Origin of the sequence: Streptomyces sp. NPDC006393 (genome assembly GCF_040628575.1) — a bacterium.
GTDB lineage: Bacteria > Actinomycetota > Actinomycetes > Streptomycetales > Streptomycetaceae > Streptomyces.
In genome coordinates this window covers 225,821-236,325 of record NZ_JBEXZD010000001.1, presented here as the reverse complement: position 1 = coordinate 236,325, position 10,505 = coordinate 225,821, and the positions used below count along the sequence as shown (strand labels likewise).

The 10,505-nt window shown below is 72.7% G+C and carries 9 protein-coding genes; 3 read left to right on the top strand and 6 right to left on the bottom strand.

Translation table 11 applies throughout. The annotated features are described in order from the left end of the window. Together ABZ484_RS01035 and ABZ484_RS01030 are read left to right on the top strand one after the other, a co-directional pair. The coding region (locus tag ABZ484_RS01035; RefSeq protein ID WP_358863760.1) for an AAA family ATPase at positions 1-369 on the top strand (369 nt) is incomplete at its 5' end. Positions 370-479: 110 nt separating this feature from the next. Then, a complete protein-coding gene (locus ABZ484_RS01030; RefSeq protein WP_358863759.1) occupies positions 480-1,655 on the top strand; it encodes a serine hydrolase domain-containing protein in 1,176 nt (391 codons plus the stop codon). Positions 1,656-1,754: 99 nt separating this feature from the next. Here ABZ484_RS01030 and ABZ484_RS01025 read toward each other — a convergent pair whose 3' ends face one another. The 5 genes from ABZ484_RS01025 to ABZ484_RS01005 form a co-directional block, all read right to left on the bottom strand. Then, on the bottom strand, positions 1,755-2,030 hold the full coding sequence (locus tag ABZ484_RS01025) for a DUF1876 domain-containing protein (protein ID WP_358863758.1): 276 nt from the start codon (positions 2,028-2,030) through the stop codon (positions 1,755-1,757). Positions 2,031-2,144: 114 nt separating this feature from the next. Continuing rightward, the gene (locus ABZ484_RS01020) at positions 2,145-2,990 is read right to left on the bottom strand and encodes a DMT family transporter (protein ID WP_358863757.1); all 846 of its coding nucleotides are present in this window, start codon (positions 2,988-2,990) and stop codon (positions 2,145-2,147) included. Continuing rightward, positions 2,987-3,502: a YbaK/EbsC family protein gene (locus ABZ484_RS01015; protein ID WP_358863756.1), complete on the bottom strand. Its 516-nt coding sequence runs from the start codon at positions 3,500-3,502 to the stop codon at positions 2,987-2,989. The genes ABZ484_RS01020 and ABZ484_RS01015 overlap by 4 nt, the downstream gene beginning before the upstream one ends. 144 nt (positions 3,503-3,646) lie before the next feature. Then, a complete protein-coding gene (locus tag ABZ484_RS01010; protein ID WP_358863755.1) occupies positions 3,647-5,866 on the bottom strand; it encodes an MMPL family transporter in 2,220 nt (739 codons plus the stop codon). Between the two features lie 112 nt (positions 5,867-5,978). Then, positions 5,979-6,578, bottom strand: a complete 600-nt coding sequence (locus ABZ484_RS01005) for a TetR/AcrR family transcriptional regulator (protein WP_358863754.1) — start codon at positions 6,576-6,578, stop codon at positions 5,979-5,981. Between the two features lie 167 nt (positions 6,579-6,745). Here ABZ484_RS01005 and ABZ484_RS01000 point away from each other — a divergent pair, with 167 nt between their 5' ends. Then, positions 6,746-10,045, top strand: coding sequence for a S41 family peptidase (locus ABZ484_RS01000; RefSeq protein ID WP_358863753.1), 3,300 nt, complete (start codon positions 6,746-6,748; stop codon positions 10,043-10,045). 194 nt (positions 10,046-10,239) lie between these two features. Here ABZ484_RS01000 and ABZ484_RS00995 read toward each other — a convergent pair whose 3' ends face one another. After that, the gene (locus ABZ484_RS00995) at positions 10,240-10,425 is read right to left on the bottom strand and encodes a hypothetical protein (protein WP_358863752.1); all 186 of its coding nucleotides are present in this window, start codon (positions 10,423-10,425) and stop codon (positions 10,240-10,242) included. Positions 10,426-10,505 lie beyond the last annotated feature (80 nt).

Sequence of the window (10,505 nt, the reverse complement as noted above, 5' to 3'; positions counted from 1 at the left end):
ATGCAGGACTTCGCCGACCGCCCGCCGCACCACCTCTCCTTCGGGCAGCGCCGCCGGGTGGCCGTGGCGACGGTCCTCGCCATGGAGCCGGAGATCCTGGTCCTGGACGAGCCCTCGTCCAACCTCGACCCGGCCTCGCGACGCGAACTCGCCGACATCCTGCGCTCGCTGGACGTGACCGTGCTCATGGTCACCCACGACCTGCCGTACGCGCTGGAGCTGTGCCCGCGCTCGCTGATCCTGAGCGACGGGGTGATCGCGGCGGACGGCCCGACGGGCGAGCTGCTCTCCGACGACGCGCTGATGCGCGCCCACCGCCTCGAGCTGCCGTTCGGCTTCGACCCGCGCTCGGTGACGGCAAGCACCTGACCCCCGAGGAATCGCAGGCGGCACGCCCGTGTTGCACTCACTGTCGCAGGTGACCGACGGATACGAGCGGTGAGCGGCAAGTGGCGAGCGACAGCGACAGGAGTGCGGACGTGGACGTGAACGGTGCGGTGGCCGAGGGCTTCGAGCCGGTCAGGGACGCGTTCGCGGGGAACTTCACCGCGCGGGGCGAGCGGGGCGCGGCGGTCGCGGTGTACCGGGACGGGCGCAAGGTCGTCGACCTGTGGGCCGGGACCCGGGACGTGGACAGGGCTGCCGACGGTACGGCGCCCTGGGAGCGGGGCACCGCGCAGATCGTGCGCTCGGCGACCAAGGGTGTCGCCGCCGCCGTGCTTCTGCTGCTGCACCAGCGTGGGGAGCTGGACCTGGACGCCCCGGTGGGCGCCTACTGGCCCGAGTACAAGGCGGCCGGCAAGGAGCGGACGCTGGTGTGGCACGTCCTCGCCCACCGGGCGGGCGTGCCCGTGCTGGACCGGCCGCTCACGCCCGCGCAGGCCGCCGATCCGGCGCTCGGCGCGGAGGCGGTGGCGGCCCAGGCACCGGTGTGGGAGCCGGGCACGGACCACGGCTACCACGCTCAGACGTACAGCTGGCTGACGGGCGAGCTGGTGCTGAGGGTCACCGGCCGCACGATCGGCGAGTGGATCGCGGACGAGATCGCCGGGCCGGCCGGCGCGGACCTGTGGGTCGGCCTGCCGCAGGGCGAGGCGCCGCGCGTGGGCCAGGTGGGCCGCGTCGAGCCCCCGGCCGCCGAGAGCGGCGCACTGCGCACGCGCCCCCGGCGTGCGGTCGCCGAGGCCTACTCCGACCCGGAATCCCTCACCCGCCGCGCCTTCGGCGCGATCACCCCGCAGCCCGACGAGAACGACCCGGCGTACCGGGCGGCCGTCCTGCCCGCCTCCAACGGCATCGCGACGGCCGACGGCCTGGCCCGCTTCTACGCCTCGCTCATCGGCGCAGTGGACGGCGGCGTCCGCCTGTTCACGCCGGAGACGACGGCCCGCGCCCGTGCGGAGGCCTCGGCGGGCCCGGACCGCGTCCTCGTCGTCCCCACCCGCTTCGGCCTCGGCTACATGCTGCACGGCAGCGCGTCCCCGCTGCTCGCACCGGGGTCCTTCGGCCACCCCGGCCGCGGCGGCGCGCTCGGCTTCGCCGACCCGGAGTCGGGCGTCGCCTTCGGCTACGTCACCAACGGCTTCCGCACCAGCGTCACGGCGGACCCGAGGGCCCAGGCGCTGGTACGGGCCGTGCGGGCGTCACTGGCGTAGGCGCGGCGCCGGAGCCGCAGCCCGTCGCAGGGCTCGGGGCTTGGGGCTTGGGGCTTGGGGCTCGGGGCTCGGGGCTTTCGGCAGCGCCTTCAGCGGGGTTCAGATGTGGATCGGCTGGGACGTGCGGCCCGACGCCTGGTCGATCTCCTCGTGCGCTTTGCTGAGGAGCTCCATGGCCAGCTCGTTCAGGGCGCGTGCCCCGGCGATCTCCTCGCCGACGCGTGGCTGATTGGAATCGGTGCGGTGCCTGCTCGCCCGACCGTGCGACCGGACCTCGCTGCCGTCGGGCAGGCGCACCAGCGCCGCCGCCCGCGTGTGCTCGTCGTCCTCCTGGAACTCGAGCTCGACGTGCCATCCCACGGCAGTCTTCATCATGACCATCACCTCCGGAACACCTCTTTCCAGGGTGCTCCTTCCGCCACCGACACGCAGCATCAGCCCCCGACCCGCAGGCGTCGGCCGGGCCCTGACCGCGGGCGGCAGCCGGCCCTAACTCGCGTGCAGCATCAGTCCGATGCCGACGACCAGCAGCCCGGCGGCCGCCAGGCGCGGGGCGCCGAAGCGCTCCTTGAAGAAGAGGGCGCCGATCGCGGCGCCCACGAGGATGGAGGACTCCCGCAGCGCCGAGACGGGGGCGAGGTCCGCCCTGGTCTGCGCCCACAGGACAAGGCCGTACGCCGTGACGGACAGCGCGGCGCCGAGCAGGCCGAGCGCGGCGTAGGGGCGCAGGGCGGCGACTGTCCGGGGGCGCAGGCGGTGGACGGCGTACGCCGGGATGACCAGGCCCTGGACCGCCATCAGCCAGGCGATGTACCCGAGGGACGTGCCGGAGGCGCGGACGCCGAGGCCGTCGACGACCGTGTACGCCGCGATCGACAGCCCGGTGGCCAGCGCGGCTCCGACCGCCGCCCAGTTCGGCCGCCGTCCGCGCAGCCCCCACAGCGCGACCCCGGTCAGCCCCGCGCACGACAGTGCGATGCCCGCCGTCACCCAGCGGTCGGGCACCTCGTGCGCGAAGACGGCGGCCAGCACCGTGACCACGAGCGGTGCCGTGCCGCGCGCGATCGGATACGCCTGCCCGAAGTCACCGAGCCGGAACGAGGTCATCAGCAGCGCGTAGTAGACGATGTGGACGGCGGCCGACGCGCACAGGTACGGCCAGGCGTCCGCCGCCGGCACGGGGGTGAACGCCGCCAGGACGGCGCCGATCAGCAGCCCGCCGCCGGAGATCAGGGTGAACCCGACGAGCTTGTCCGGGATCCTGTGCGCGAGCGCGTTCCAGCAGGCGTGAGTGACCGCGGCCAGCAGCACGGCCGCCGTGACCAGCGGCGTCACGCAGTGCGCTCGCGCACGTCCACGAGCGTGCCGCCGGCGTGGGCGACGAGCTCCTTCGGCTCCATCGGGAAGACGGTGTACGGAGTGCCCGCCGCGGCCCAGACCACGTCGTGGCCGAGCAGCCCCCGGTCGGCGAGCACCCGGGTGCGGGTACGGTGCCCGAACGGCGGCACGCCCCCGATGGCGTACCCGGTGGTCTCGCGCACGACGTCGGCCTTGGCGCGGGTGACCTTGCCCGCGCCCAGTTCCTCGCGGACGCGCCGGACGTCCACCCGGGAGGCTCCGTCCATGAGCACCAGGACCGGCTCGCCGTCCACGTCGAAGACCAGTGACTTGCAGATCTGGCTCAGCTCGCACCCCACGGCCGCGGCGGCCTCGACGGCGGTCCGGGTGGCCTCGGGAAACCGGCGTACCTCACCGGCCAGCTCCCCGATCCCCATCTCCCGCAACGCCTCGGCGAACCTGGGGTGCGCTCCTGATCCTCCGGCGTCGGTGGTGGCAGTCGTCGTCATGCCGGCAGGCTAGCCCGCCGGCCGCACGGGTCACGAGCGAATTCACCCCCGGCGGGGCGAAGGCCGGTGAGGCGAAGGCCGGTGAGGGTGCAGCCCCGTCCCCACGGGCACCCTCACCGGCCGGTCGGCCAAGAGCCGTCCGCGTCAGACGCGGACCAGTTCCCGGTCCTCGTCGAGGTCCCTGGGCCCGGAGCCCGGCTCTGTGCGCAGTCCCTCGCCCTCCACGTCCACGTTCGGCAGGGCGCGGTCCAGCCACTTCGGCAGCCACCAGGCCCTGCGGCCCAGCAGCGCCAGGACCGCCGGGACGACGGCCATGCGGACGACGAAGGCGTCGAAGAAGACCGCGATCGCCAGGCCGAAGCCGATCATCTTGATCATCGACTCGCTGGAGCCGATGAAGCCGGAGAAGACGGCGATCATGATGACCGCGGCGGCTGTGACGACGCGTGCGCCGTGCCGGAAGCCGGTCACGATCGCCTGGCCCGGCTTCTCGCCGTGGACGTAGGCCTCGCGCATCCGGGTCACGAGGAAGACCTCGTAGTCCATCGCCAGGCCGAAGACGACGCCCACCATGAAGATCGGCATCATCGACATGACCGGGCCGGTCTCCTCCACGCCCATCAGGCCGGACAGCCAGCCCCACTGGAAGACCGCGACCACGGCGCCCAGCGCGGCCAGCACGCTCAGCAGGAAGCCGAGCGCCGCCTTCAGCGGGACCAGGAGCGAGCGGAAGACCACGATCAGCAGGAGGAAGGCCAGGCCCACCACCAGGGCCAGGTACGGGAAGAGGGCGTCGTTCAGCTTCTGCGAGACGTCGATGTTCATCGCGGTCGAGCCGGTGACCAGGACCTCGGCGTCCGTCTTGGCCTTGATGCCGGAGCCCGCGTCGCGGATGGCGTGCACCAGGTCCTCGGTGGTGGTCGAGGACGGCTTGGAGTTCGGGATCACGGTGACGGTCGCGGTGTCGCCCGCCTTGTTGGGCTGCGCCGGGGTGACCGTGACGACGTCCTTCAGGCCCTTGATCTCGTCGGTCACCTCCGTGAAGGCGGCCTTCGCGTCGTCGCTCTCCTTCGCGTCGACCACGACCATCAACGGGCCGTTGAAGCCGGGCCCGAAGCCCTCCGAGAGCAGGTCGTAGGCGCGGCGCTGGGTGGTGGAGACGGGCTGGGAGCCGTCGTCGGGCAGGCCGAGTTCGAGGGAGGCGGCCGGGACGGCGGCGGCGCCCAGGCCGATCACGCCGAGCAGCAGCACCGCTACGGGACGGCGGACGACGAAGCTCGCCCAGCGGGTGCCCATGTTGGGCCGGGCCGGCTTCTTCGCGGCGCGGGCGCCCCCAAGCAGCCTGCTCCTCTGGCCGGCCGGCTTGACCCTGCGGCCCGCGTAGCCGAGCAGTGCCGGGATCATCGTCAGCGCGATGAGGACGGCGACGACGACCGTACCGGCCGCCGCGATGCCCATCTTGGTCAGCATCGGGATGTTGACGACGGACAGTCCGACCAGGGCGATGACGACGGTGAGGCCCGCGAAGACCACCGCCGAGCCCGCGGTGCCGACGGCCCGGCCGGCGGCCTCCTCGCGCTCGCGGCCCTCGGCGAGTTCGGCGCGGTAGCGGGAGACGATGAACAGCGCGTAGTCGATGCCGACCGCGAGGCCGATCATCGTGGCCAGGGTGGAGGTGGTGGTGCCCAGGTCGAGGGCGTGGGCGAGCGCGGTGACCGTCGAGACGCCGATGCCCACACCGATGAGCGCGGTCAGCAGCGGCAGCCCGGCGGCGAGCAGCGAGCCGAAGGTGATGACGAGGACGACGGCGGCGATGGCGATGCCGATGACCTCGGTGGCCCCGGTCTCGGGCGCGGCGCTCAGCGCGTCGCCGCCGATCTCCACGGTCAGCCCGGCGTCCCGCGCGTCCTGCGCGGCGTCCTTCAGGGCGGTGCGCGAGGAGTCCTCCAGCTCCATGCCGGAGACCTTGTACTTCACCGAGGCGTAGGCGACGGTGCCGTCCTTGCTGACGGCGTGGCCGGTGTAGGGGTCGGCGACGGAGGCGACCTCGGAGCCGTGGGAGAGCTCCTTGACGGTCCTGTTCACGGTCGCCTTGTTGGCGGCGTCCGTCATCTTCTCGCCGCCCGGCGCCTTGAACACCACCCGGGCGGTGGCCCCGTCGGCGCTCGCGCCGGGGAACCGCTGTTCCAGCAGGTCGAAGGCCTTCTGCGCCTCGGTGCCGGGGATGGAGAAGGAGCTGTTGCCCGCGGGGGGCGCGGAGGCGGCGCCGACGCCGGCGAGCGTCAGCAGCGCCACCCAGATCAGCGCGACGAAGTGCCGTCGCCTGAAGGCGAGGCGTCCTAGTTTGTACAGGAACGTGGCCACGTGGGCGTACTCCCGGTCAGGTCGTTGGGGTGGAACTGGGCAGGGGTGATCAGCCCGACGACGTGAGCGGAGACGTCAGAGGGTGGGCTTGCTGGGGAGGTCTTGGGGGGTGTCAGACGGTGGGCGCGCCGAGGGCGGGGAGGACCACGGCGTCGATGTAGGAACGAAGGAAGGCCTGGGTCGGCGGCTGGTCCTCGATCAGCGCGCGGACGACGAACCCGCCGGCCAGCATGTGCACCACGAAGTCCAGCGCGGGACAGTCCTCGCGGATCTCGCCCCGGTCGACGGCGCGCCGCAGCAGCCGCTGGAACTCGGCCATCTCCGGCTCGATGAGCTGTTCCCGGAAGGCCTGCCGGAGGTCGTCGTTGCTGTGCATCGCCATGGCCAGGCCCCGCATCAGCGCGGAGTTCTGGGCCATGCCGCAGTCGTCCTCGCGGGAGACCAGGGCGTGCAGGTCGCTGCGGAGCGACCCGGTGTCGATCCGGTCCAGCTGTCCGGGCTTGCTGTGCCGGACGGCCCTGACGACCAGCTCGGCCTTGCCGCCCCACTGGCGGTAGAGCGTGGCCTTGCTGGACCTGGTCCGGGCGGCGACGGCGTCCATGGTGAGGGCGTCGTAGCCGACCTCGCGGAGCAGGTCGAGCACGGCCTCGTACAACTCGGCCTCGCGCTCGGGCGTGATCCGGCTCCGGCGTGCGGCCGCCACCTCGGTCATCCCGCCCGCCTTTCCGCTTGTCGAACGACACCGTTTCGTACGGAACGAATGTAGCGCAGTGCCTCAACGAAACGAAACCGTTTCGTACGTGTGGTGGGTCACGTCTGTCGGATCCGCATAAACGGCACAAGTTGCTGCGCCGGATGGGCGGGCGAAGCATGGGGGAGGTGAGCTATCTGCGCCTGCCGCATCTCAGCGGCGATCTGCTGTGTTTCGTGGCCGAGGACGACCTCTGGCTGGCGCCGCTCGACGGAGCGGAGCGTGCCTGGCGGCTCACCGTGGACCGCACCAAGACCGGCCACCCCCGCTTCTCCCCCGACGGCCGCCACATCGCCTGCACGAGCTGGCGGAGCCTCGCGCCCGAGATCCACCTCGTGCCGGTGGACGGCGGTCCCAGCCGGCAGCTGTCGTACTGGGGCAGCACCGACACCCAGGTGTGCGGCTGGGCCCCGCCCGACGAGCACGGCCACACCGCGATCCTCGCCGTCACCTCCCACGGCGAGCCCTTCTCGTACTTCACCTGGGCCTACAAGGTCGACACCGACGGCTCCCCCGGCCGCAAACTGCCCTGGGGCCCGGTCGCCGACCTCCAGGTCGCCGACCTCGACGGTGAACGCAAGAGCCTGCTGCTGACCGGCACCCCGCCGCACGAACCGGCCTCCTGGAAGCGCTACCGGGGCGGCGCCACGGGCCGGCTGTGGCTGCACGGGAAGCGGCTCCTCGCCGGCATCGACGGCCATCTGGCCTGCCCCATGTTCGTCGGCGGCCGGATCGCCTTCCTCTCCGACCACGAGGGCGTCGGAAACCTCTACTCGTGCGCCCACGACGGCTCCGACCTGCGCCGCCACACCGACCACGACGCCTTCTACGCCCGGCACGCCGCCAGCGACGGACAGCGGGTGGTGTACCAGTGCGCGGGCGACCTGTGGATGGTCGACGACCTGTCCCCCGACTCGGTGCCGCACCGGCTCGACGTACGGCTGAGCGGGCCGCGCGCGGGCCGCCGCCGCTACCCGGTACCCGCCGCCCAGAACCTGGACGGCCTCTCCGTCGACGAGACCGGCCGGGCCAGCGCGGTCGTCGTACGCGGCTCCCTGTACTGGCTGACCCACCGCGACGGCCCCGCGCGCACCCTCACCGACACGCCCGGCGTCCGCGTCCGGCTCCCGGAGATGCTCGGCGCGAGCGGCCGGATCGCCTACGTCACCGACGCCGACGGCCCGGACGCCGTCGAGATCACCTACCTGCCGCGCGCCACCGGCCCCCACCCAGCGCGCCGGCTCGCCTCCGGGCAGCTGGGCCGGGTGCTGGAGATGGCCGCCGACTGCGAGGGCGAACGGCTGGCCCTGGCCTCGCACGACGGCCGGCTGCTCCTGCTCGACGTGCCCGAGGACGCCGAGAGCAGCTCCGAGGACGCCGAGAGCAGCTCCGAGGACGCCGAACACTCCGGCGGGACGGTCACCGAACTCGTCCGGTCCGGCAACGGACCCGTGCGGGACCTCGCCTTCTCCCCGGACGGGGCGTGGCTGACCTGGTCGCACCCCGGCATCGGCCGCTCGCTCAGGCAGATCAAGGTGGCCCGGATCAAGGACCGTCTGATCGTGGACGTCACCGACGGCCGCTTCGAGGACGAGAACCCGGTCTTCACCCGGGACGGCCGCTATCTGGCCTTCCTGTCCTGGCGCGGCTTCGATCCGGTGTACGACGTGCACACCGGCGACCTGTCCTTCCCGCTGGGCTGCAAGCCCTACCTGGTCCCGCTGTCCTCCGCCACCCCCTCCCCCTTCGCGCTGAACCCCGAGGGCCGCCCGGCGGCCGGCGGGCTGGACCCCGTGGAGGACGAGGAGACCGGCGAGCCGGGCGCGGTGACCGTGGAGGTGGAGGGTCTCGCGAGCCGGGTCACTCCGTTCCCGGTGGTCGCCTCCAAGTACTCGGCGCTCTGCCCGGTCGCGGGCGGCGGCCTGGTCTGGCTGCGCTGGCCGATCTCGGGCGCGCTGGGCGAGACGTTCCTGAACCCGGACGACATCACCGGCCGGCCGACGCTGGAGTTCTTCAACATCACCAAGGCGAAGAAGTCCGAACTCGTCGGCCATCTAGACTCGTTCGCGATCAGCGGCGACGGCACCCGGCTGGTCGTCGTCGACGAGGGCGACCTGCGCGCGGTGCCGTCCACCGAGATCGGCGACAGCGACACCACGACCTGGATCGACCTGCGCCGGATCATGCACGTCGTCGACCCGGGCGCGGAGTGGCGCCAGTCCTACGAGGAGGCCGGCCGGCTGATCCGCGCCTACTACTGGGACCCGGACATGTGCGGCATCGACTGGGACGCCGTCCTCGCCCAGTACCGCCCGCTGGTCGAACGGGTCGCCTCCCCCGACGAGTTCGCCGACCTGCTCCGCGAGGTGCTCGGCGAGCTGGGCACCTCCCACGCCTACGTCGCCGCCGCCCGCCGCAACGAGGGCCCCGCGCACTACCAGCGCTGGCAGGGCCTGCTGGGCGCCAACCTCGTGCACCGCGACGCCGGGTGGGCGGTCAGGCGGATCCTGCCCGGCGACTCCTCCGACTCCCGGGCCCGTTCACCGCTGGCCGGCGCGGGCATCCGCGAGGGCGCCGTGCTGACCCACGTCGACGGCCGCCCGGTGGACCCGGTGACGGGCCCGTACCCCCTGCTGGCCGGCTCCGGCGGTACGACGGTGGAGCTGACCTTCGCGCCCCCCGACGGCGACGGCCCGCCGCGCCGGGTCGCCGTCGTCCCGCTGATCGACGACCGGCCGCTGCGCTACCAGGACTGGGTGGCCAAGCGCCGGGCCGTGGTACGGGAGTTGAGCGAGGGCCGGTGCGGCTATCTGCACATCCCCGACATGGGCGGCTCTGGCTGGGCGCAGTTCAACCGGGACCTGCGCATGGAGATGTCCCGCCCGGCCCTCATCGTCGACGTGCGCGGCAACGCGGGCGGCCACATCAGCGAACTGGTCATCGAGAAGCTGACCCGGACCATCCTCGGCTGGGACCTGACCCGCGACGCCCAGCCGGTGTCGTACACCTCCAACGCGCCCCGGGGCCCGATAGTGGCCCTGGCGGACGAGGCGACCTCCTCCGACGGCGACATGATCACGGCGGCCTTCAAGCTGCTGAAGCTGGGACCGGTGGTCGGGCAGCGCACCTGGGGCGGCGTGGTCGGCATGACCGGCCGGCACCGCCTCGGCGACGGCACGGTCATCACGGTGCCGATGAACGCCGCCTGGTTCGACGCCTACGGCTGGTCCGTGGAGAACCACGGCGTCAGCCCGGACATCGAGTCCCTGCGCACCCCCATGGACTGGGCCGAGGGCCGCCACGTCGAGATGGACGACGCCATCGAACTGGCCCTGGACCTCCTGACCGCCAACCCGCCCGCGACCCCGCCCGGCTACGAGAACGTCCCCGACCGCACCCGCCCGAAACTGCCCCCGCGGCAGAAGTAGCAACCGGCTGTGGGCAGTCGTTCCGCAAGGCGGAACGGGTGGACACAGCCGACAACTCCGGGCAACGGGCGGAGAGGCGCCAGGTGAAGCGACGGCTCATGCTCGCCGCAGGCGCAACGTGGGGCGCCCCTGCACACAGGGCGCCCCACGCGTCCCGGCCGAAGCCGAGCGCAGCAAACGTCAGTGACTACCGACTACCGGTCGTAGTCCTGGTTGAGACGGTCCTCCATCTCGTCGTGGGTGTCGTCGATGTGCTGACGCCCACGCTCACGCTGCTGGGACGAGCGCTGGCCGGCCTTCTCGCGGCCCTCCTGCGTGCGCTCCTTGCCCTGCTGCTGCCACTGCTCGGCCTGGTCCTGGAACTTGTCCTTCATACCCATGCTGTTTCACTCCCGTGTGGGTGAGGGGGATCCCCAAGTGGGTGAGGGGATCGACCTCGACCAGATTCACACGGGCGGTG